The sequence below is a fragment of the Saccharospirillum sp. genome, from assembly GCF_039982735.1.
Taxonomy (GTDB): Bacteria; Pseudomonadota; Gammaproteobacteria; order Pseudomonadales; family Natronospirillaceae; genus Saccharospirillum.
The window spans coordinates 181826-203511 of the sequence record NZ_JBDWXV010000009.1 but is presented as its reverse complement, the minus strand read 5'-3'; the positions used below and the strand labels follow the sequence as shown (position 1 = coordinate 203511).

Below are 21686 nucleotides of genomic sequence, written 5' to 3'. Positions count from 1 at the left end.
ATTCGTGCAAGAATTGAAATTTGTGCCCACCCGAGTGGCGATTACCCTTTTGCTGCGCGAACTGTGCGTGATCGGCGGAAAAATAGACATCAGTCGTGGGCTGCCGATCATTCACATCAATCTGCTGGGCTACGATGAGCAGTCGCATCGTCGTGGCCCGACCTCTTTATTCGCCCACTGGACACTGAAAGGTATCGATAATGCCATCGCCCGGCTGTGGCGAGCGACTCATCAGGCACACTGGCGGCATTATGAACTCTGGGTCTACTCCGATCACGGGCAGGCGGAGACGACGAGTTACCAGCGAATCAGCGGGTACAGTCTTGAAACGGCGGTGAATACGGCGTTGCAGGCACTCGACAGCCCATTGCCCGCTAGCCAGCCTGTTCCGTTAAGTGGCGACCAGACACAGCGAGTCCGTTACCTGGGTGGGCGTCGCATTCAACGGCTGTTCCCGGTGGAGCGCCACGAGCCCGGAGAAAACCATGACCGGCCGCAAATCACAGCGCTGGGTCCGGTGGCTCACCTCTACTTTTCACGGGCAATGACGAGCGATGAGAACGTCTTCATCGCCCGGGAGTTGGTCGGGAAGCACAATATACCGGTGGTGCTGCTGGTCAGTTCTCCCGGACAGGTGCATGCTTTTACCGAAGACGGCGAACTCCAACTGCCGAATGATGTGAAGCCACTGTTCGGAGAGAACCACCCCTTTATTGAGGAGCTGGCCCCCGACCTGATTCGCCTGTGTGAACATCCCTATTCGGGTGATTTGGTTTTGCTCGGGTGGCGAGACGGCATAGCGGCAATGTCCTTCGCCATCGAGAACGGCAGTCATGCTGGTGCCAGCCCCCGGGAAACCCAGGGGTTCGCTCTGCTTCCTGTGGATGCCCCGATCCCACCGCGGACCCGGCCTTACCTGCGTCCGCTGGACCTGCGTCGCGCTGCCCTGTCGCATCTTGGCCGGCAGGAATACCCTGCCCGGCAGCAGGCGTATCGACCGCGCAAGCGCCCGGACGATACGCTCCGGATTATGACTTACAACGTGCATAGCTGCATCGGTATGGATGGCAAGCTGGACGTTGCCCGTATAGCCCGTGTCATTGCCCGCAGCCGACCCGACGTTGTTGCGTTACAAGAACTGGATGTCGGTCGGGACCGGAGCGAAGGCATCGATCAGGCCCACAGAATTGCCCGGTTACTGGCGATGGATTTTCACTTTCACCCGGCGATCCACCTCGAGGAAGAACGCTATGGCGATGCTATTTTGACCCATCTGCCCCAACGGCTGGTCAAAGCCGATCTGCTTCCGGGTCTTGCGACCAGGCCTAATCTCGAGCCGCGCGGGGCGCTCTGTGTGGAGGTTGACTTGCACGGTAGCAGGGTACAAATCATCAACACCCATTTGGGTCTCAATGGTCAGGAGCGCAAGGCACAGATGGAGGCATTGCTGGGCCTGGACTGGCTGGGACACCCGGATTGCCAGCAACCGGTGATTCTATGTGGGGATTTTAATGCCGTACCGCTCAGCCTGGTATGTCGGGGTTTGAACCGTCGGCTGCGCGACGCCCAGGAGGCCACTGCCGGTCATCGGCCCCAGCCAACGTTTACAACGCGTCTGCCATCGGTTCGAATCGATCACATCTATTTTGGTGCGGGGTTGACGGCCAGCGGAATCGAAATACCGGATTCGGTCCTGGCCCGGGTAGCGTCGGATCATCGGCCGCTGGTTGCTGACTTGAGGCTGAACCCGGCGGACCGTCTTGCACAATAACGCAGTACCGCTCCGCGTTCCTTCTCCATTGAGCAGGGCGCCTGGATACAGAGCCAGACCGCGCTCCGGGATAGCGGCGCGGTCATTGCGAAAATCACCCTGAAAGCGCGCTGAGACGAGATCTCTTTGTCAGTTCACCATCCTGGTTTGGCGACGGCTTTGTTCGCTTTCCAGAAGTACGAGGCCCCTACGCAGTGGAAATGAAGGCATTTGCTAATCTGTCAGTTCTGTTCGTAAAGTGAGGAAGCACGCGTGAAAAGAATGAATGTAGCCATCGCTGGAATGGGCGGCGTGGGAAGAAAAGTGGCCGAACTCCTTTACCGGCGGCAGGAACGTTATGCGCGAGTGCATGGTGTGGATGTCCGCTTGGTCGCCGCCCGTTGCTTTCGGCTAACCGTGTTAGATCGAAAGCAACAGTCATTGCTATGATGCCTGGCTCAATCGGCCATTGAATTCCAGCCAGTATTAGTTTGCATGGTTGATCGGTTCAAACCCAAGCGGTGCTCTGCGCAGATTCAGTAGGTGTAATGCCCTGCCTACTCATAAACGTTGCGCCTAGTGTCATAGTTCATCCCGGTAACTTAACCTGTGTTCGACGTTACCAGCCTCATTGATAAGTCGATAGCGGCTATGTCTTTGGTTAGGGTCCCCATGGAAATAAAGTCGACACCGGTATGCGCGATATCGACCAGTGTCTTTTCGTTTACGCCCCCCGAGGCTTCTATTTTTACCTGGCCGGCGCCAAGTTCGACCGCTGTTCGAGTATCTTCCAGCGAAAAGTTGTCAAGCATGATGACATCGGCACCGGCATCAACAGCCTCCTGGAATTCCGCCAGTGTCTCCGTTTCAACTTCGACGATTTTTTCACTGTCCAGTGCGCGAGCCAGGGCAACGGCCTGATGAATGCCGCCACTGGCAGCGATGTGGTTTTCCTTGATCAGAAAGGCATCATAAAGCCCCATTCTATGGCTCTGAGCACCGCCGCATGTCACTGCGTACTTCTGGGCAAGCCGCAGTCCCGGAAGTGTTTTTCGGGTATCAAGCAGAGTGACGCCTGTATCCGTCACTTTTTCAACAAAATAGGCTGTCTTGGTTGCGATGGCTGAGAGCAGTTGTAGGAAATTGAGCGCAACGCGCTCTCCGGACAACAATGCCCGGGCTTTGCCATTCAGTGTCAGCAGAACATCGTCGGGGTTCACCCGATCGCCATCCCGTACTTGCCAGTTGACCTGAACGGCCGGGTCGATCTGGCGAAATACTTCATCTACCCAGTCAGTGCCACAGACAACAGCGGTTTGGCGCGATAAAACGCTTGCGGTAGCCGTACTTCGTGCGTTAATCAGGGCTGCATTGATATCGCCATCAGCAATATCCTCTGCCAGAGCGGTTGTGACATTGTCTTTGATAGCCGCTTTAAGTGCGGCCGGGTCAATTGAATACATAAAGCCTCATATCGGGTTGATCATCGGACTTGCAATGATCCCTTATTTTGGTAACACTGCCAATAATCTTAGATATATAAGTTTATTTGGAGGTTGCACCCCATGGCCCACCCGCCCCTTGACATAGCGGTCACCCTGTCAGCCAAGGAAGCCGTAGCTGACGGTATTGTTCAGTTTGAGTTTACCAGCGCCAATGACACAGAGCTGCCCGCAGCCGAAGCCGGTGCTCACCTGCGAATTCAAGTGCCTAATGGCGAGGTTCGGCAGTATTCACTGTGCCAGGGACCCGATATCGCAGACCGCTATGTTATCGTGGTGAAATATGAAACAGAGGGCAAAGGTGGCTCGCGCAGCCTGATTGATGACAGCCAGGTTGGCGATCGTTTTATGATTTCGACACCCATCAATGACTTTCCGCTCACCGGGAACCCGAGCCGATACGTCTTCATCGCGGGAGGCATAGGTATCACCCCGCTGTATTCCATGATCCAGACGTTAATGCAAACCAGTACCAAGCCATGGAAACTCTATTATCTAAGCCGCTATGCCAAACAGACTGCCTTTCTGGAGACCCTGAAAGGGCCTGAATTTCGCGGGAAAGTCACGATTCACCACAGCGAAGGTGACCCTGACAATCGCTATGACCTGTGGCCAGTTCTCGAACAGCCCAAGGGGGCTTACTTGTACTGTTGTGGCCCTCGCGCTCTGATGGAGGAGGTCCGTGACATGTCCGGGCACTGGTCGCCCAGCAGTGTTCACTTTGAAGATTTCGGAGCCAGCGACGCCGCGCACCAGCCGGATGACCAGCCCTTTGAAGTGCAGCTCCAGGGGCAGGCTGATGTCATCACAGTCGGGACCGACCAGACCTTGCTGGAAGCCTTGGCGGCACACGGCGTTGACGTACCGTCGTCCTGCGAAAGCGGCACCTGTGGCACCTGCCGCTGTGAACTCTATGAAGGCGAAGCGGATCATCGTGATCTGGTATTAAGTGAGCAGGAGCAGGAACGCTACATCATGCCTTGCGTTTCCCGGGCGATTAGCCCGCGACTGGTTATCGGATTACCGGAATGAGCCGTCTCCCGCCCCTGCGTGTTGGTATAGCGGGTCTTGGCCGGGGCTTCATGTTGCTGCTGCCAACCCTGGCGGCTCACCCGAACATCCGCCTGGTCGCCGCGACTGATCCGAGAGACGACGCGCGCGCCCGGTTTGAATCCGATTTTCAGGGTCAGACTTATCCCAGCTTTGAAGCCATGTGCCAGTCACCCGACGTCGAGGCTGTGTACATCGCCTCGCCACACGCCCTGCACCGCGAGCAAGTGGAATGCGCAGCGCGATGGGGAAAGCATGTTCTGGTTGAAAAACCAATGGCACTCTCGCTGACAGACTGCCAAGCCATGATCGATGCCATGCGTGCTGCGAATCGCTGGCTGCTGGTAGGGCATAGCCACAGTTTCGACACCCCCTATCTTCGTACCGCAGAATTGATTCGCTCCGGCGATGTCGGGGCTGTGCGCATGATCCATGCCATGAATTTTACGGATTTTCTGTATCGCCCGCGTCGCCCGGAGGAGCTGGACACGGCCCGGGGGGGCGGCGTTGTTTACAGTCAGGCGGCGCACCAGGTCGACATTGTACGATTACTCGGCGGTGGCGAAGTAACCCGTGTGATGGCGCAGACCGGACAATGGGACCCGAAGCGTCCTACGGAAGGGGCTTACAGTGCCTTGCTTACCTTTGCCAATGGCGCCTTTGCGTCTCTGACCTACAGTGGCTACGCCCACTACGACAGCGATGTTCTGCAGGACTGGCGAGGTGAGCTGGGTCAGCAGCGCTCGGCGGGAGAATACGGTAAAGCCCGCAAGGCCCTGGCTGAGATAGAGTCTCCACAAGCCGAAGCCGCTCTCAAGAATCAGCGTGCCTATGGTGCTGCCCTTGGTTTGACTGATACATCACTGGAAGGGATTGGTCATAATCATTTTGGGTTTGTACTGGCTTGCTGTGATGAGGCAGATATCAAGCCTGGCCCAAAGGGCATTGAAGTCTATGGTCACACCCTGCATCGTACTTTACCCTTAACAGAACCCGACATCCCGAGGCGCGAAGTGCTTGATGAGTGGGTGGCTGCTGTGCGCAACGACCAGGCCCCCATCCACTCCGGTGACTGGGGGCTAGCCACCATGGAAGTCTGTTTTGCCCTGCTTGAGTCAGCGCGAACCGGGCAGGCCGTTGATGTATTTCACCAATGCCCCGTCGCCTCGCGGAAGGGATAACTCACTGGTAAGGAAGTTGACGAGATGGCACCAAACAGTAATCGGGAAACCCAAAGTGTCTTGCAACACTGGCATCGGGATGTACCCAACGATCGAATGGCCCACCTGGTGCGAGATGCTGGCCGGTTGTTGGCAAAAAGCTTGCAAAGTCGCCTGGCAGAGCACGGTGTAAGCTTTGGGCACTGGTCTTTTCTAAGAATTCTATGGGTAACCGAAGGACTCACACAACGTGAACTCAGTGAAGAAGCGGGCGTAATGGAGCCAACGACCTTTACCGCACTCAAGGCGATGGAAGCTAATCAGTTAATTGAACGGCGCCACCTCAATGGTAACCGGCGCAAACTGCACATTTTTCTCACCGACAAAGGTCGGGCCCTGAAAGACGTTCTCACGCCACTTGCAGAAGACGTTAACCGGGTAGCATTGGAGGGCGTTTCCGAGCAGGACCGAAAGGCCACTCGTAATACGCTGCTGGCAATGATTGACAACCTCGCGGTTGACAACGCCGCCACCGACGACATTGAACCTAAACGCTAGCGGTGGTGTTGCACCCGCTGGTCGGGCCTCGCATCGCAGTCACCGCTTTACCGCAACCCATGCGTACCCGCGGCGGACGGGCCAATGCCAATCTGCCATCGGACGCCCACAGCCACACGAGGCCAACAACAATGAAAAACCTCTCAGCGACGATGCTGGAACTGCTCGATGACCTGGTTGATGCCAACCTGATATTGTTTAACGAAGGCGTCGTTGATGCCTTCGGGCACGTTAGCGTGCGCCACCCAGACAAGCCAGATCACTACTTTCTCGCTCGCAACATGGCCCCCGGTCTGGTTACGCGCGACGACATCATTGAATTTGATCTGGACGGTAATGTCGTCGATGGCGATACCCGAAAAGTCTACCTGGAACGCTATATTCACGGTGAAATATTCCGCGCACGGCCCGATGTCATGGCGGTGGTCCATAGTCACTCTCCATCGGTTGTCCCCTTCAGTGCAGTCAGGTCCAATCCATTACGACCCATGTGTCACATGAGCGGGTTTATTGGTCGTGAGACACCTGTCTTCGAGATTCGTGATGTTGCCGGTGATGCTACCGATTTGCTGATCACCAATCCGACACTGGGCGCAGCACTGTCGACCACTTTGGCTAACAATACCGTCGTACTGATGCGTGGCCACGGCTCGACGGTTGTTGCCCCAACCCTGAAGCAAGCTGTTTATCGGGCCATTTACGTGGAGGTCAATGCACGGCTTCAGGCGGAGGCAAACCGGCTAGGGTCCATAGAGTTTCTCAGTGAAGGTGAAATGGAAACGACGCAAAAGACGATTGAAGGCCAGGTAGAGCGGCCCTGGCAGCTATGGCGAATGAGAGCCCGGCATGCCCAGAAACAGTGGCTGGATAGCGGCTTATCGTGAGTCTGGAAACGTAGCAAAAACACTCAGCGCCTTTTCCTTTCAGGCGCTGGGTGATGTGTTCTGGTTCAAACCCGTCTCAGAAGGCCGTCATAAGGCTTACTCCGATAACGGTAACCACCGTGCCGGTGAGTACGGTTCGGCTAAACAATTCACCCTCCCGCGACAGTAACCAGGTTGCCAGTAACACAAACAATGGTGTTGTCGCAGCCAGTGGCGCCACCACAATCAGCTCACCTTTCTGTAACGCCAGATAAAAAAACACCGGTCCCAAACTCGACAGTAAGCCCGCTGCTGCTAGATACTTCAGCTCAAATGCTGTGCACCGAATATCTTGCCACTGCCAGCGTAGACTCACAAAGACGGTGACGACCAACCAGGATGCGGTGGTGGTCACTGCACTGGCAGTGACGGCATCGGTACCCAAGTCAATTCCGATCTTGCGAAACACGACGGAAATACCGTAGGCGACAGAAGCGGCGACCGGGAACCAGAGGTAGCGCCGTTGCCGTTCTCCCAGCACGGTTGTCAGTGCAGAGGGAGAAAGCCCCTGTGACCCGACTGCCAATGAGCCAACCAACACCAGCACACCACCCAGAAGTTTGGTCAGGGTAACGGGCTCACTCAGCAGGAGCACGGCCACCACGACGGTCACCAGTGGGTGAGTTAGCGTAATCGGTGTTGTGATATTGGCACCCAGTCGGGCCATTCCGATGAACTGAAATAGGCGCCCGAGCAAGGGCGCAAAAAGCCCTGCGAGCACGAAATAGCGCCAGTCCCACCACTGTGAGAACTCTACGGGTTGCAATGCCAGGCTCCAGGGCCACAGGATCGCTACATTAAAAGAGAGAGTAATCCAAAGGGTCGCAAGAGTGGTAACGGTTCGCCGCCCCAACTTTACCAGAATAAAGGTGCCGGCAAACATCATTGCCGACAATAAGGACCACAGAACAGCCATGAGCGTGTCCACCATTGCAATTCAACAACAAAAAAATGGCAGGGGAGCGCCTATCGCTCACCTGCCCTGACTTTAAAATTGCATGGACTGCTAGTGCGACAGTTTAAATCGGAGTCTCAGGTGTGGTGTCATCATGGTTGCCACCAGTGCGAGTACAACGGCGGCTGCAATGGCGATGACGCTGGGAAAGATAAACAACAGGCCGGCTAACCCAAAGCTCAACCTTGCCGGGGTGCCAAGGCGTTCTTTCCAGTACCCTTCAACACCGATGCTGAGCAAGATAACCCCGATCACAGCGGTCACGCAAGAGATCACGATGTTGCTGATGCTGCCACTGAGCAGTAAGCCGTCTCCATAGACAAAGGCAAAGGGTACTACAAAAGCGGTAATCGCCAGTCTCACGGCGCCAACGGCAATCTCAAGCGGTTTGGCATCGGCAATGGCCGCAGCGGCAAACGCGGCAACCGCTACCGGCGGTGTCATCGCCGACAGTACAGCGAAGTACAGGATGAACATGTTGGTTTGCAGCACACCGATGCCGAGCGCCAGCATGGTCGGACCAACCAGCACTGCCGAGAGGATGAAGGCCGATGGGGTGGGCATGCCCATACCCAGGATAATCGCCAGTATCGCTGAAATAGCCAGAACCAGAAAGGTACTGTCGCCAGCCATTACAAAGACTAACTCGGCAAACTTACCACCCAGGCCGGTCATTGAAATACCCCCGATGACCAGGCCGGCCGCCGCACAGGCCGCGACCACAGACACCATGCGCAAGGTTGACTCCCCCAGCGCCAGCCAGATGGAAACCAGCCCCATGCGCGTCGAAGGCCGTACCGCCGCAACCAGCAGGACCACAACCGTCGCAACCGCGGCGACGTAGGTAGGGGAGTAGCCCAGTACCAGCGCCACGGACAGCGCGAGCAGCGGAACAATAAACAACCCGCCGTTTTTCAACGTGGCTTTCAGTTTCGGGGTCTCTTCATCGCTCAGACCCTTTAACCCCATTTTCTGAGAGCGCAGGTGTACCTGGGTGTAAACGCAGAGGTAATACAGTAAAGCGGGCACGATTCCGGCAATGACAATATCGCGATAGCTGATGCCAGTATACTCTGCCATGATGAAGGCTGCAGAGCCCATCACGGGAGGCAGCAGACTGCCCCCGGTTGAAGCGGCAACCTCTACGCTGCCCGACAGGGGTTTGCTGTAGCCCAAACGCTGCATGATGGGAATGGTAATGGAACCTGTCGTGACGACATCGGACGTGGGACTGCCTGACATGGTGCCATACAGTCCGGATGAAATAACGGCAATCTTTGCCGGCCCACCTGCCTTTTTTCCGGCAATGGCAGAGGCAAAGTTATAAAAGAAATCGGCTCCACCGGCGCGCGATAAAAAGGTACCAAACATGACAAACAAAAAGGCGTAGGTCGCTGCAACACGCAACGGTACACCGAACAATCCGTCAGTCGTAAACATCATGATGTCGAGAAAGTGATTGTAGCTGACCTGACGAAAGCCAAAACCCGCTGGCAGGTTGTAACCAAAGAGATTGTAAGCTACGAAGATGGATACGACGCTGGTTAGACCAAGCCCTACGGTACGTCGTGTCGCTTCTATGGTCAGCACCAGCAGCACTGAGGCCATTACTATGTCCATAGTTTCCAGAGGAAACAGCAGGGTAATGCGTTCGGAAATACGTTCACTTTCCATCGCAAAGTAGGCGCCAACCACCAAGCTGGCAGCGGTGAATAGCCAGTCGAGCACACTGGGTCGATCCTGGCGTGCAGCGGGACCTGCGGTATACATTAGAAATAGCAGCGCCAAAATGGCAGACAGAAATACAACCGTCATCACATACAAATCGATGTAAACAATGGTGGTTGTATAAATCACGCCTATAGCGATTAGCGCGGCGCAACTCTGAACTCCGGTTTTCAACGCACCGGTGAGAACGCGTCGGGTTCCCGTCTCTATCAGCGCACTCAGGAGTTGACTCATAGTCCAATACCCTCTTGATGGGTCTAAAAACGTTAATATAAAGCGAATAAAAAGTCGCGGCCGGAACATGACTCCCGGCTAGATCAATGACCTTCAAGTCTGTGAGTCAGGGGCGTTCAGATCGACGATCCGGTTGGCCCCTGTGTTCTAACAGAGGGGCCGACCAGACCCCTCCTGCGGCAGTATTAGCGCAACCCGGCTTCTTCCAGGTAGCGCAAAGCACCCTCATGGAAAGGAACAACATCGATCGATGCCATTACTTCCTGTGTCAGTGCTCGCATTGCCGGATGCACGCCCGCAATCAGTTGGTGGTTTTCAAACAATGCCTTGGTCAGGTTGTAGGCAGTTTGCTCGTCCATATCAGACCTGACAGCAAGTGCCGCGCCCAGTGACACCGTTGGTGCCGCAGCTGGCGACCACTCGTACGAACCTTCCGGAATGACGAAGGCAATGGTACCGCTGACTTCGTTGACGGTGTCGATCGTCGCCTCACTCACGGGCAGCAACTCAAGGTCGACACTGTTTCCTGCCTGCATGATCGAGCTATGACGGACAAAAAGGCTGTTGAGAATCATGTCGGCACGGCGATCCTGAATCAGGCTCATTTGCTCATCGGAAGCTGCATAGATCAACTGTCCGCCCCAGCTTTCGATGTCTTCTTCAGTGACACCGATGGCTGCAAACATCTGTTCGGCAACGCTGGACGCGATGTTTCCACGACGATTAATGGCCACCGTGATGGGTGGTTTGACGCGGGCGATGTCTTCGAAGGTCTCAATACCATGCTCTTCGGCAAAGCTGTCACGCATCAGTGGTTGCATGGGTGCCCAGGTATACATGTAAGCCAGAACCCGGATGCTATCGACGGGCTCACGGAAGGGCGAACCGCCATTTTTTGCCAGTAACAGTTCAGCATCGTGAATCAGCGCCATATCGGCCTGGTCGCGCTGCAGTAATGCGACGTTGGCAATACCACCGCCTGATGTCTGGTAAGTAATGGTAGAACCCGGATAAGATTCGCGCACGCTGGCATCAATGCCAGCACCAAGCAACGTCCAAAGACCACCCGGTGACGCACCGGCGACGTTCATCGTGTAGGGTTCAGCCTGAGCTGGCGAGACACTGATCAATGCGCCGGCGGTTGCCAGTGCAGCAATGGATTTTTGTATGAGTTTTTTCATGTCTGACCTCTTTTTCTTGTTAGTGGTTCGGTTGTTGTCATTGTAAGTCACGGCACTTTGTGCCAAATGTTCTTTGATCTTATTTCAACCCGTTTTCAAAAAACCTCCTGTCCAACGAGTTGGCACCTAGTAACTGAAGCTGTATTGGGCGGTGCCTGCCAAATACCGCCGGGCACTCAGATTTTAAAGCTCTCCATACTGGCAGGGTGAAACATCTCTTCGGGGCTGACCAGACGGCTCGACAAGCCCTCTGCGTGATGTTGTGTCAGAAAGCGCGACAGCGTTTCCCGGTTGGCATCGAATCCGTAAGACCAGAAATCCTCTCCCATTAACTGTCGGGCAGCGCGTAACTGATCTTCAACAAACGGCAGGGTCACTTTGGTGGCTGACGTATCCGTCAGGTGTGTCAGGGCTTTCTGTTTTGAAGCATCAAACGCTTTGTATACCGAAAACGGCAACCATGGGTGCGCTTCGACCAAGGTTTTGCGAATACCAAGCAAGTGCATGATCGGGAAAAGCCCGGTGCGCTGATACCATGCTTTTGCTTCTGTCATCGGGTCATCAAACAGATAGCCCACATTTGGGTTGCCCTGCGTAAAGCAGCTCGGTGCGCGTGGGCCGATGACCGCATCAAGGTCGCCGTTTGCGAGCATATTGGAAATGGTTTCGCCTGCTGGTGCATTGACCACCTCGACCCCATCGGTAAGGTTCAGATTGATTTTCTCTACCCGGCCGGCTTCTTCATAGCCACCCCGAACCCAGGTCATTTCATTCGGCTTTACGCCATAGTCTTCTTCCAGGAACAATCGGACCCAGACGTTGGCGGTCAGCTGGTACTCTGGTACGCCAATGCGCTTGCCGCGCAAATCGGCTGGGGAGCGTATGCCCCGGTCGGTGCGGATATAGATAGACGTGTGGCGAAACGCGCGCGACGGAAACACCGGTACACCAATGTAAGGGCTGTCGCCGTTTGCGGTTTTTACGGTGTAGCTGCTCATTGACAATTCGGTAATGTCAAAGTCGGCGTGGCGAAACGCCCGGAAAAATATTTCCTCCGGGTCGTGCAGCATGAAGACTGGGTCGACACCATCGATTTGAACATCACCATCGATGAGGGGTCTCATCCGGTCGTAGTTTCCGACGGCGACCGACAAGGTTAATTTGCTCATAGGTTATTCTCGCTCGATTTGTCAGGCGTTTGTGGTTTCAGCGTCAACCAGCTCAGATTCTTCCGGAGCACGACCGATAGATCGCCATTCAGTGCCTTTTGGGACGATGCCTTCGAAAGACTTCAGTTTGCTGTGCGAGACCCGAGGCTCGGCGGTACCGATCACCGGGCCACCGTCGGCGACGACCTTGGCCGCCCGAACCATCTGACGACGAAACTCCACGATGGCCAGGTCACTGGCTCCCAGGCGATCTTCCGACCGGTCGGCGATCGGGCCCATGGTTTCCCACATCGCCACATCCTGATTTGGTATTCCCCGAATGCCGGTGAAGCTTTCACCGGTTTTCATGATGATCCGGTCCTGACCGTAGTTTTGCTCATAGCCATTGAACCGGTTGAACGATTCATCCACATCGATGCCTACCTGTAAGGCCAGGAACTTGCGCCAGCTTTCAGTGTCAGGTGTGGTTTCAGGCTTGCCCCAGGCGATGAAATGGAAGGCAGTATGGGTATCGTCGATAGGGACGTGGACAATAGCGATGTTGTACCGGTTGTTGGGTGGAATCTGTACGGTGTGCGGTGCTATAAACAAAGTGGTACGCACATAGTCGTGAGTCTTGGCATCCTTGATCGGTCGGCGAATGGCTGCATAGCGAAAACCGAAGGGTGTTGTTTCGATTTGCAACCGCGGTGCCCGGTCTGTGGAGGGGCGATACCAGAGCGATTCATCGGCTTCTGCGTTGGTTTTTCGGGCTGGCACCATGTCGGTTGAATGCAGTGTGGACGAATGAGCGGAATCAATGGCCCCTTCCAGTATCTGTGCCCAGTTGCAATTGATAATGGCCTTACCGATCGAAATTTTGGTCGTCGGATCAGGTTGAAAGACAGGCGGTTCAAAATCGGGAATCGCAGTCTGATCCCCCATGTAGACCCAAATAAAGCCGGCGGCTTCATGTGTCTTGTAGGCTTTCACCTTTACCTTTTCAGCCAGTTTTGACTCGGCAGGCTCTGAGGGCATTTCCACCACATTGCCATCCACGTCAATTTTCCAGCCGTGATAGAGGCACCTCAGGCCACACTCTTCGTTTCGACCCAGGGCCATTGATGCCTTGCGGTGCGGGCACTTTTCATCAACGACACCAACCCGGCCATCACTGTCTCGAAAGGCCACGAGGTTTTCACCCAGCAGGCGAATACGGATGGGCTTGCCATCAATTTCAGGGACTTCTTCTGACAGACAGGCTGGCATCCAGTGGCTGCGCATGATCTTGCCCATAGGGGTGTCGCCTTCTATACGACACAGCAAATCATTGTCTTCGTGGGATAACATTGGCCCCATACCTCTTCGTCTTGTTATCAGGGTTGTAGATACCTTGATCTGGATCAATCAAATAAAATTAGATATCTAATATTATTGAAAGTTGGGCTAATACGCCTTGTTTGTCAAGGCAATCCCACTCCGATAGCAGGGTCTAAATAGGTAGGCAGCCATGCCTAAGGGGAAATCAAAGACTCTCGATTTGATAGTATTTCCGGGTTTTTGAGTTGATTTAGGGGGTTTTCAGCGCTTTTATCTACATCGTCTTCTCGAGGCTAGACAACTGTCCCGAATTGTAAAAGCCCGGGCCAGCCCTATGGATTCTGCGTTCCAATGCATTGTTAGTGCACACGCCTCTCAGAACGCCTCAGCGTTACTTCGGTTCAATGCTGTGCTCAGATCTTTTGTGCCAGCCCACCCAAGGACAAGTCTATCTCTAGTCGTTTCAGCCCCACCTATCGCACCTTGAGTCTCTGCCCGTAACAGCACTGCGCTCATTCCTGGCGCTAATAATTGACGCGTCAAAGCTTCTAATACATAATAAATTCGACTACCAAAATAAAAGACAACGACTCAAACCGATACCAGGAGGCCACCCATGACGGATTTCTTCCGTGCAATCAACCCGATACGCTTTGAAGGGCCGGGTTCCGATAACCCGCTGGCGTTTCATCATTACGATCCGGAGCGCATCGTGTTGGGTGCGCCACTGAAAGATCACCTGCGGTTCGCCGTCTGTTACTGGCACAACTTCTGTTGGGACGGTGCCGATGTGTTTGGCGAGGGTACTTTTCAGCGCCCCTGGCACAGCGGGGCTGATGCGCTGGCTTTGGCCGAGCAGAAAATGGACGTGGCGTTCGAGTTTTTTCAGAAGCTGGGCGCTCCGTTCTGGACCTTTCACGATTACGACATCGCGCCGGAAGGTCAGACCATCATCGAGAGCCGGGAGAACCTGGCCCGCATGGTCGACCGGGCCGAGCAGAAGCAGGAAGAGACCGGTGTGCAGCTGCTGTGGGGCACCGCGAAGAACTTTGGCCACAAACGCTATATGGCCGGTGCGGCCACCAATCCGGATCCGGAGGTGTTTGCCTATGCCTGTTCGCAGGTGCAGCAGGCGCTGGATGCGACGCATCGGCTGGGGGGTGCAAATTATGTGCTCTGGGGCGGGCGCGAAGGGTATGAAACACTGCTCAACACCGACCTGAAACGAGAGCAGGAACAGCTCGGCCGCTTTCTGCAAATGGTGGTGGCGCACAAGCACAAAATCGGGTTCAAGGGCGCCCTGTTGATTGAACCCAAGCCCCAGGAACCGACCAAACACCAGTATGACTATGACTCGGCAACGGTGTTCGGGTTTCTGCAAAAATTTGGTCTGGAAAAAGAGATCAAGGTCAACATTGAAGTAAACCACGCCACCCTGGCCGGACATACCTTTGAGCATGAATTGGCCACAGCAGCTGCGCTGGGAATTCTGGGATCGGTCGACGCCAACCGTGGCGATCACCAGAACGGCTGGGATACCGATCAGTTTCCGAACAGTGTCGAAGAGATGACGCTGGGCTGTTATGAAATCATCAAGGCGGGCGGTTTCAGCACCGGTGGTTTTAATTTCGACACCAAGCTGCGCCGCACCTCAATAGCGCCTGAGGATTTCTTTCATGCCCATGTAGGCGCTATGGATACCATTGCGCTGTCGTTCATGAAAGCGGCCGAATTGTATGAGCAAAAGGTACTGAGCGATTTTGTCGAGTCACGCTATGCCCGCTGGCAAGGTGAGCTGGGGCAGAACATCCTGAATGGAACCCTGGATTTGGCCGCTGTATCTGATCATGCCGTGTCCCGGAATCTGAATCCGCAACCGGTTTCCAGCGGTCAGGAAATGCTGGAGAACCGAGTCAACCGGGTGATATTCGGGTAAAGCACCTGTGATAGAGTAACCTGATCACTCATTGGTTTTGTGTCATTGCTTCAGGTTACTTACGTTATGTCAGATTTTCCCTTTACCGATCTTTCTCGCCTGGCACATCAGGATGCGTTGCCCGAGGCGTGCGATACGCTGATCATCGGTGGCGGCATCGCGGGTGTGATGACCGCCTATTTTCTGGCGAAGCAGGGTCAGCGGGTTGTGGTGTGTGAGAAAGGCCGCATTGCTGGCGAACAATCCTCCCGCAATTGGGGTTGGATACGTCAGCAGGGTCGCCATCCGGCTGAACTGCCGATCATGGTGGAAGCCAACCGGTTGTGGCATCAGCTGGCGGATGAGGTTGGTGAAGACATCGGCTTTAAAACCACCGGCATCCTGTACATGGCATCCGAGCAGTCCGAGCTCGAAACCTATGAGCGCTGGTTGCCTTTTGCCAGGCACGCCGGGGTGGATAGCCGGGCACTCAGCGCGCAGGAACTGGCCGATTATCTGCCCGGTGCCCGCGCAAATTGGCTAGGCGGCTTGTACACCCCCAGCGATGCCCGGGCCGAACCCTGGCTAGCGGTGCCGGCGCTGGCCCGATTGGCAAAACGGACCGGTGTCTTGTTGCGCGAACACTGTGCGGTGCGCTCGCTGGATATAAACGCCGGTAAGGTGGCTGGCGTATGGACGGAGGCCGGCAGGGTTCGGTGCAATCAGGTTGTTCTGGCCGGGGGTGCCTGGTCATCCCTGTTTGCGCGCGCCCAGGGCATTGTATTACCACAGCTGAGTGTGCTGGCGTCAGCCATGGCGACGAACCCCATGCCAGCTGTGTTTCCAGGCGGTGCCGCAGACCCGGCGCTGGCATTCAGGCCACGTGCCGATGGCGGCTACAGCATTGCCCATGGTTTTTCGCATGATTTTTATCTGGGGCCAGATGCTTTCAGGAATTTCGGTGCCTTTCGCGAACAGGTGAAGTCCGGGCTAAAAACCACCCGGTTGCGTCTGGCGGCTCCCAGCGGGTTTCCCGATGCCTGGGGTACGGCAAGGCGCTGGATTCCCAGCGAAGAAACCCCGTTCGAACGAATGCGAGTACTGAACCCGGCTCCCAACATGCGCACCCTGAATGCCGCTCTGGACCGTTTTGCCGACACCTGGCCCGCGCTCGGCCGACCCACAATAAGGCAGGCATGGGCCGGGATGATCGATACCTTGCCTGATGAGGTTCCCGTTCTTGATCGCGTGCCAGATCTACCGGGCCTGGTGATCGCCACCGGCCTCAGCGGCCATGGCTTTGGCATCGGCCCGGCTATTGGTCGGGTGGTGGCAGACCTGGTTATGGAGCGAGCGATTGGTCACGATTTAACGGCTTTTTCGTTCAATCGCTTCAGCAGCGGGCAGGTCTTGAAGCCGGGGCTGGCGTTTTAGCGGGTCACTGAACAGCGATCCGGGAGGACAAAGAAAATAATAACCAGTTGTAAATAGCAATGGTTATCAATATTATCCTTGTCGAATTTTCCGACAAGGAACCCTTCTGATGAGAGTGTCCCTTTTACCGGTGGCATTGGTTGCCACTTCCCTGGCTTTTTGTACCTCGGCGTTGGCAGAGCAGGGTGCCATTAACGTTCTGGATCAGAACGATCGTCCGGTTGTACTGGACGAACCTGCCCAACGTGTGGCCACCATTCCCATGCCTGCCGCGTCCATGTTCACCTCCGTTGCCGGTGGGGTGGACCGATTGGCCGCCATGCATCCGGCGTCCAAAACAGCACTGGAAGAAGGCATTCTGGGCGAGTTTTACCCCGACGCTTCGACCATTCCCAGTGACATCGTTGGCAATGGCTTTATGCCCAATATTGAAAGCTTGCTCACGGTGAACCCGGACCTGGTATTGCAGTGGGCACACCGCGGAACAGACATTATTGAGCCGCTTGAACAGGCTGGCTTGACGGTCGCAACACTCAATTACGGCACCGAAGAGCTGGCACAGGGCTGGATTCAGTTACTGGGTGAGTTGTTGGGTGAAGAGGAGAAAAGCCAGCGAATGATTCAGTGGCGTGATCAGACACTGGCGGACATTCGCGATCAACTGGCCGATGTGACAGAAGCAGAGAAGCCAAGAACGCTGTACTTCTTGCGTTTTCTGTCGGAGTACCGGGTGGCAGCCGAGGGTACTTACAATGACTTTTATATTGATCTGGCCGGCGGTGCCAACCCGGCAGAAGGCAACAATTGGCTAACGATTGATGCGGAACAAATTTTGAACTGGGATCCTGAAGTCATTTTGCTGAACGGCTTTGAAGCCGGGTTATCGCCGCAGGATGTTTACGACAACCCGTTGTTTGCCGATGTCAGTGCGGTGGTCAATCGGCGCGTTTACCACGTGCCACTGGGTGGTTACCGCTGGGATCCGCCCAATCAGGAAAGCCCGCTGATGTGGATGTGGCTCACAAGCCTGCTGCAACCCGATCAGGTCGACTATGACTTGCGCCATGAAATGCGGGATGCCTACCAGTGGATCTATGGACAGACGCCTTCAGAGAATCAGTTGAATGCGATACTGCGGGTTGAGCATAACCAGAATGCGGCTGGCTACGAACGGTTTCTGAGTCCGGCACTGGCCAGCCAATGACGTCTCAGGTCGCCCCAACATTTTTGCCGTTTCGAGTGCGAGGCGGTGTGTGGTGGCTTCTGGTTGCTTTACTGGTTGCCGTTATGGTGGTGTCGCTGAGCACCGGCAATTATCAGGTTCCGGTCAATCACGTTGTTGGCATTCTGGCGTCGTCCTGGTGGCCGGTCGATGTGACCTGGACGCCCGTTGAGGCGCGTGTTGTTGAGCTGATTCGTCTGCCCCGAGTGCTCATTGCTGCATTGGTCGGTGCCTCTTTGGCACTGGCGGGTGCCGCCTTGCAGGGCGCCCTGCGCAATCCCTTGGTAGGGCCTCAGATTGTGGGTGTTTCGTCTGGGGCCGCACTCGGAGGCGTACTGGCGTTGTTTCTGGCTTTGGGCACAGCGGCTGTTATTGGCAGTGCCTTTGTGTTCGGCGCACTGGCGATGCTGATCGCTTACAGCATGGCCAGAGTCAGTGGCAATTCGTCACCATTAACGCTGGTGCTTGCCGGCATTGTGGTTAGCGCGTTTTGTTCAGCGCTGGTATCGCTCTTAACTTATTTGGCAAATCCGGAAGACAGTTTGCCAACCATTGTGTACTGGTTAATGGGCAGTTTTGCCACGGCAAGTTTTGAGAAAGTCTGGGTCGTTGGCGGCGTCTTGCTGTTGGCGGGTGTACCGCTGTTATTAATGCGCTTTCGCATCAACGTTTTGTCGCTGGGCGACGAAGAGGCGCAGTCTCTTGGTATTCCGGTTGAGCGAACACGCTGGGTGGTTTTGGCACTGTGCACTGCGCTGGTGGCCGCCTCGGTCAGTGTTTCCGGTGTGGTGGACTGGGTTGGCCTGGTTATCCCGCATTTCGCCCGCTTGCTACTTGGGCCGGATCACCGAAAAGTATTGCCAGCCTCGGTATTGATGGGTGCTGCTTATATGGTCGTTATCGACACTCTGGCGCGGTCACTGACGTCTGCGGAAATTCCGCTGGGTGTCCTGACGGCCATTGTTGGCGCGCCCATTTTTGCGTGGCTTCTGCGCCAGTCCAGCCGCCGGGGAGCGTTACATGATTGAAGCGACGGATCTTGGTTTTCGCCACCATGCCCGATCTCCCTGGGTATTTCAGCATCATTCCCTGTCGCTGCTAAAAGGCGAAGTGGGCGCCATTATCGGGCCGAATGGGCGCGGTAAAACGACGCTGCTGAAGGCCATTTTAGGGTTGATAAAACCGCAACAGGGCCGTGTTAGTTTCGCAGGGCTGCCCGCTTACGTGCCGCAGGGAACCGACACCTCTTTTCCTTACCGGGTTCGTGATCTGGTGGTGATGGGACGCGCCCGGACTCTGGGATTGTTTGCGTCTCCCGGCCGGGCAGACTATCAACTGGCGGACGAGGCCATGGCCCGTGTGGGCATCGAAGCACTGGCCAGTCGACGGCTGACAGAGCTCAGCGGTGGTCAGCGCCAGTTGGTGCTGATAGCACGGGCTCTGGCGTCCCAGTGCGATATTCTGGTTCTGGATGAGCCCACCTCGGCCCTCGATTACCACAATCAGAACCGCGTACTTGCGGTGCTCGAGCAAGCCCGTAACGATGGCGTAACCGTGCTGTTTACCACCCATTCGCCGCAACATGCTCTGGCCATTGCCGATCGTGTTCTGCTGATGTTTGGACCAAACGAGTACCAGTTCGGTGCATGCGACGACGTCCTGACTGATCAGCAAATGGCGCGGTTGTACAACATCGATATTCGAACGTTGCCCTTTGAGCACAATGGCCAGTCGCACCGTGCGGTTGTTCCGGTATTCGGGGGGATGGCATGAATCCGTCTTACCTGATGCTTGGGCTCATTCAGGACGGTCCTGTATCCGGCTCGCTGCAACAAGAAGCCTCTGCGGCATTCATAGGCTTCGACGCCCTGCAGCCTGATGACCTGAATTGGGTGAATGTGACCGATTGGCCCGCAGTCATTATCGGATCACACGCCGACCAGATTGCACTGGTACGACAACGGGCCGGACTGGTGCGTTATCTGAACCAGGGTGGGCTGGTTATTTGGAACGGCGCCATCGCCCATTCGCCGTTACCCGAGTTATTACCCTTCGTGCCCATGCCGGTGCGCACCCTGGCGTATTTGACCGTTACTCAGTTGAAAGTGCATCCGCTGTTCTCACAGGTACCGGCTGAGGCACTGACGTATCGCAAAGGTGTCGCAGGATTCTGGGGTCGTGGTCACAATCCGCCCCCGCCGGGTGCCACGCCAGTTAACGGATTGGGGCCGCAGCCAGAAGAGCATCCTGTTGACTGGTATTGGGCGCGGCCTCAGGGCGGAGCCTTTTTTATGCATGCCGGGAACGATTTGTTTACCTTTGCCGACAGTACAGAGCTGCGTCATACAGTATTGGAGAACTTGCGCAATTGGGTTCTGGCGCATCACAACGAAGGGCGTCTTGAGGGGGAAATCAGCTAATGAGTCAACCCTTGTCCTATAGCGGACATATGATTGCGCTGGATGCGGGTGCGGCCTATCACCATTTCACCTTTACCGATCCGGCGCTGTCGCCTTTTTTTGATGAAGTGGTGTATCTCGACGATTTAACCGAAGCACACCTGCAACGGGCCGATGCGGTTCTGGTGCCATGCCGGACACCGGCGCATCGGTTGCTTCCCTGGCGCGACGATTTACTGCGTTTCGCTGAGCAAGGTGGGTTGCTCGTGGTCATGGGGGAGACTCAGCCTGACTCCTGGCTGATGCCGCTGCCTACTGAGCCCGTTGCTACCAACTATTGGTGGTGGTTAACAGCAGAAGACGGACCAGAACTGCAACCGGCCGATGATAACCACGATCTGTTTCAGTACGTGGCGTTTGCCGATTGTCGCTGGCATTTGCACGCCTTGCATACGCTACCCGAGGGCTTTTGTTCCATCCTGAATCATCGCAGCGGGCAATCGGTTTTATTGGAAGGTCCTTTGGGGCGGGAGGGATATCTTATTCTCACCAGCCTGGACCCCATGTATCACCATGGCAGCTTTTTTATGCCTGCAACAACTGCGTTTCTGGGTGGCTTCTTACCCTGGGTACGAAAACGACTTAACCAACAAATTGAGGGAGCGTTGCAGCACGATGACACAGCAACTGACTGTTCTGGAAAATGACACCGCCTTGTCTTTTAACTTTGACGAAGCACTAAACTATCATGGACGCGGCTTCCCGGGAGGCGTTGCGCACGGCTTTAAGATGCTGGAGGCGGCTTTACCCCTGTTGAATGGTGGCCGTCCGGTTGAGCGCCGAAAACTTCATGTACTGACGGCCTTTCCCGGTCCGGGTGCACGCGATGTAGTGGAGTTGGTTACTCGCGCCAATACCGAGGGGCGCTATGAGGTCGATATACAGGCGGGCGACCAGGCAGCAGTAGAGGCTGCAAGGGGGCGGTACTGGTTCAGAGTGACCTATGGCAATACGGTTATTGAACTGGTTGTTCAGCCCGGAATTATTGACCCGGAGTTTATTGCGCTAGGTCGGAAGCCTGACCGGACACCCGAAGATGAGCGCCGGCAGGAAGTTCTGAAACATGAAATGGCGAATCGAATAATGGCGTTGCCTGCCGGGCAAGTCTACCTTGCCCGGCAGGTCTCCGAGTAACCCGTACTGTTGT

The 21686-nt window shown here is 55.5% G+C and carries 19 protein-coding genes; 13 read left to right on the top strand and 6 right to left on the bottom strand.

Features of this window, described 5'->3' with window-relative positions:
• Nucleotides 1–4 precede the first annotated feature (4 nt).
• Entirely contained in the window at nucleotides 5–1771 is a 1767-nt protein-coding gene (locus tag ABJT94_RS06870; RefSeq protein WP_348474679.1) for an endonuclease/exonuclease/phosphatase family protein, read from the top strand.
• A 581-nt stretch (nucleotides 1772–2352) separates the two neighbouring features.
• Here the strand turns inward: ABJT94_RS06870 and nadC are convergent.
• The gene (gene nadC / locus ABJT94_RS06865) at nucleotides 2353–3213 is read right to left on the bottom strand and encodes a carboxylating nicotinate-nucleotide diphosphorylase (protein WP_348474678.1); all 861 of its coding nucleotides are present in this window, start codon (nucleotides 3211–3213) and stop codon (nucleotides 2353–2355) included.
• A 102-nt stretch (nucleotides 3214–3315) separates the two neighbouring features.
• Between nadC and ABJT94_RS06860 the strand changes: the two genes are divergently transcribed.
• The 4 genes from ABJT94_RS06860 to ABJT94_RS06845 all read left to right on the top strand — a co-directional run bounded on the left by ABJT94_RS06860 (nucleotide 3316) and on the right by ABJT94_RS06845 (nucleotide 6904).
• Nucleotides 3316–4284, top strand: coding sequence for a PDR/VanB family oxidoreductase (locus tag ABJT94_RS06860; RefSeq protein ID WP_348474677.1), 969 nt, complete (start codon nucleotides 3316–3318; stop codon nucleotides 4282–4284).
• Nucleotides 4281–5483 (top strand): Gfo/Idh/MocA family oxidoreductase, encoded by a 1203-nt coding sequence (locus ABJT94_RS06855; protein ID WP_348474676.1) that lies wholly within the window; start codon nucleotides 4281–4283, stop codon nucleotides 5481–5483. The genes ABJT94_RS06860 and ABJT94_RS06855 overlap by 4 nt, the downstream gene beginning before the upstream one ends.
• Before the next feature lie 24 nt (nucleotides 5484–5507).
• Nucleotides 5508–6020, top strand: coding sequence for a MarR family transcriptional regulator (locus tag ABJT94_RS06850; RefSeq protein ID WP_348474675.1), 513 nt, complete (start codon nucleotides 5508–5510; stop codon nucleotides 6018–6020).
• Between the two features lie 131 nt (nucleotides 6021–6151).
• Complete coding sequence (locus ABJT94_RS06845) at nucleotides 6152–6904, top strand: class II aldolase/adducin family protein (RefSeq protein WP_348474674.1); 753 nt, start codon at nucleotides 6152–6154, stop codon at nucleotides 6902–6904.
• A 76-nt stretch (nucleotides 6905–6980) separates the two neighbouring features.
• Here the strand turns inward: ABJT94_RS06845 and ABJT94_RS06840 are convergent, their stop codons facing one another.
• The 5 genes from ABJT94_RS06840 to ABJT94_RS06820 all read right to left on the bottom strand — a co-directional run bounded on the left by ABJT94_RS06840 (nucleotide 6981) and on the right by ABJT94_RS06820 (nucleotide 13539).
• A complete protein-coding gene (locus ABJT94_RS06840; RefSeq protein WP_348474673.1) occupies nucleotides 6981–7859 on the bottom strand; it encodes an EamA family transporter in 879 nt (292 codons plus the stop codon).
• Between the two features lie 90 nt (nucleotides 7860–7949).
• Nucleotides 7950–9860 (bottom strand): TRAP transporter fused permease subunit, encoded by a 1911-nt coding sequence (locus ABJT94_RS06835; RefSeq protein WP_348474672.1) that lies wholly within the window; start codon nucleotides 9858–9860, stop codon nucleotides 7950–7952.
• A gap of 185 nt (nucleotides 9861–10045) precedes the next feature.
• Nucleotides 10046–11041 (bottom strand): TAXI family TRAP transporter solute-binding subunit, encoded by a 996-nt coding sequence (locus tag ABJT94_RS06830; protein ID WP_348474671.1) that lies wholly within the window; start codon nucleotides 11039–11041, stop codon nucleotides 10046–10048.
• A 176-nt stretch (nucleotides 11042–11217) separates the two neighbouring features.
• Entirely contained in the window at nucleotides 11218–12210 is a 993-nt protein-coding gene (locus ABJT94_RS06825; protein WP_348474670.1) for an ABC transporter substrate-binding protein, read from the bottom strand.
• 21 nt (nucleotides 12211–12231) lie between these two features.
• Nucleotides 12232–13539 (bottom strand): Rieske 2Fe-2S domain-containing protein, encoded by a 1308-nt coding sequence (locus ABJT94_RS06820; protein WP_348474669.1) that lies wholly within the window; start codon nucleotides 13537–13539, stop codon nucleotides 12232–12234.
• 586 nt (nucleotides 13540–14125) lie between these two features.
• Between ABJT94_RS06820 and xylA the strand changes: the two genes are divergently transcribed.
• From xylA to ABJT94_RS06780, 8 genes are all read left to right on the top strand, one after another.
• Nucleotides 14126–15445: a xylose isomerase gene (gene xylA, locus ABJT94_RS06815; RefSeq protein WP_348474668.1), complete on the top strand. Its 1320-nt coding sequence runs from the start codon at nucleotides 14126–14128 to the stop codon at nucleotides 15443–15445.
• 66 nt (nucleotides 15446–15511) lie between these two features.
• A complete protein-coding gene (locus ABJT94_RS06810) occupies nucleotides 15512–16858 on the top strand; it encodes an FAD-binding oxidoreductase (protein ID WP_348474667.1) in 1347 nt (448 codons plus the stop codon).
• 109 nt (nucleotides 16859–16967) lie between these two features.
• Nucleotides 16968–18062 carry an ABC transporter substrate-binding protein gene (locus ABJT94_RS06805; protein ID WP_348474666.1) on the top strand — a complete coding sequence of 365 codons (1095 nt, stop codon included), beginning with the start codon at nucleotides 16968–16970 and terminating at the stop codon, nucleotides 18060–18062.
• A gap of 47 nt (nucleotides 18063–18109) precedes the next feature.
• A complete protein-coding gene (locus ABJT94_RS06800) occupies nucleotides 18110–19108 on the top strand; it encodes an iron ABC transporter permease (protein WP_348474665.1) in 999 nt (332 codons plus the stop codon).
• Nucleotides 19101–19853, top strand: coding sequence for an ABC transporter ATP-binding protein (locus ABJT94_RS06795; RefSeq protein WP_348474664.1), 753 nt, complete (start codon nucleotides 19101–19103; stop codon nucleotides 19851–19853). Before ABJT94_RS06800 ends, ABJT94_RS06795 begins: the two co-directional genes overlap by 8 nt.
• Entirely contained in the window at nucleotides 19850–20500 is a 651-nt protein-coding gene (locus tag ABJT94_RS06790; RefSeq protein ID WP_348474663.1) for a hypothetical protein, read from the top strand. The genes ABJT94_RS06795 and ABJT94_RS06790 overlap by 4 nt, the downstream gene beginning before the upstream one ends.
• Nucleotides 20500–21186: a hypothetical protein gene (locus ABJT94_RS06785; protein WP_348474662.1), complete on the top strand. Its 687-nt coding sequence runs from the start codon at nucleotides 20500–20502 to the stop codon at nucleotides 21184–21186. The genes ABJT94_RS06790 and ABJT94_RS06785 overlap by 1 nt, the downstream gene beginning before the upstream one ends.
• Entirely contained in the window at nucleotides 21155–21673 is a 519-nt protein-coding gene (locus ABJT94_RS06780; protein ID WP_348474661.1) for a hypothetical protein, read from the top strand. Before ABJT94_RS06785 ends, ABJT94_RS06780 begins: the two co-directional genes overlap by 32 nt.
• Nucleotides 21674–21686 lie beyond the last annotated feature (13 nt).